The organism is Pseudoroseomonas cervicalis ATCC 49957, assembly GCF_000164635.1.
GTDB lineage: Bacteria > Pseudomonadota > Alphaproteobacteria > Acetobacterales > Acetobacteraceae > Pseudoroseomonas > Pseudoroseomonas cervicalis.
Genome location: NZ_GG770973.1, coordinates 1 through 1,207 on the forward strand (window position 1 = coordinate 1; position 1,207 = coordinate 1,207).

Below are 1,207 nucleotides of genomic sequence, written 5' to 3' on the forward strand. Positions count from 1 at the left end.
GCGCGTCACCCGCGACGCCGAGGGGCGGCTGGCCGCCATCGGCGCGGGCGAGGCGGCCGAGAGCATGATGCATGTCGAGATCGCCCCCGCCGCGGCGCGGCTGGTCGGCAGCGGCGAGGCGCCCTCCGAGGGCTGGGAGGCGACTGAGGCGGCGCTGGCCCATGCCATGGCCGATGTGCGCCAGGCGGTGGCCGATTTCCCCGCCGTGCTGGAGCGGCTGCGCGCGGCCGAGGCCGAGATCGCCACCAGCGGCGCCGACGCCACCGCCGGCCAGGCCTTCCTGCGCTGGATGGGGGAGGACAATTTCGTCTTCCTCGGCCACCGGGTGATCCGCTTCGCCCCCGGCGGCGACACGGCGGAGGACGGGCTCGGCCTGCTGCGCGACCCGGCGGTGCCGGTGTTCGACGCGCTGCGCGACCTGGCCTCGATCCCGCCGGCGGTGCGCGCCTCGCTGCGCGGCGCGGCGCCGCTGGCCATCGCCAAGGCCAATATGCGCGCCCGCGTCCACCGGCCGCAGCATGCCGATGTGGTGGCCACCCGCGTCTTCGGCGCCGATGGCCAGGTCACCGGCGTGCGGCTGTTCCTCGGCCTGTTCGCGGCCTCGGCCTACAACCGCAACCCGCGCAGCATCCCCTGGCTGTCGGCCAAGGTGGAGCGCATCCTGGACCGCGCCGGCGTCAACCCGGACAGCCATGATGGCCGCGCGCTGCGCAACATCCTCGACACCTGGCCGCGCGACGAGCTGTTCCAGGCCGAGGACGACGCCATCCTGGAGGGCGCGCACCGCGCCCTCGACCTGTTCATCCGGCCGCGCCCGGCGCTCTACATCCGCCGCGACCCGTTCGAGCGCTTCGTCTCCGCCATCGCCTGGCTGCCGCGCGACACTTTCGACACGCGGCTGCGCGAGAAGGTCGGCGCCATGCTGGCGCGCGCCTTCGGCGGGCGGCTCTCCGCCTTCCACATCGCGCTGGGCGACACGCCGCTGGCGCGCGTCCACTACATCATCGGCACCACGCCCGGCGCGGTGACCAGCGTGGATGACGCGGCGCTGGAGGCGGCGGTGGCGCAGGCCGCCCGCCCCTTCACCGACCGTCTGGGCGAGGCGCTGACCGCCGATCTGGGCGAGAGCCGCGCCGCCGCCCTGCTCGGCCGCTGGACCGACGCCTTCCCCGCCGCCTACACCGAGACGGCGCCGGCGACCCAGGCG

The 1,207-nt window shown here is 75.7% G+C and carries 1 pseudogene; it reads left to right on the forward strand.

The window, feature by feature from the left end:
• Positions 1 to 1,207, forward strand: a pseudogene (locus tag HMPREF0731_RS20870) (NAD-glutamate dehydrogenase domain-containing protein); the annotation flags it as partial.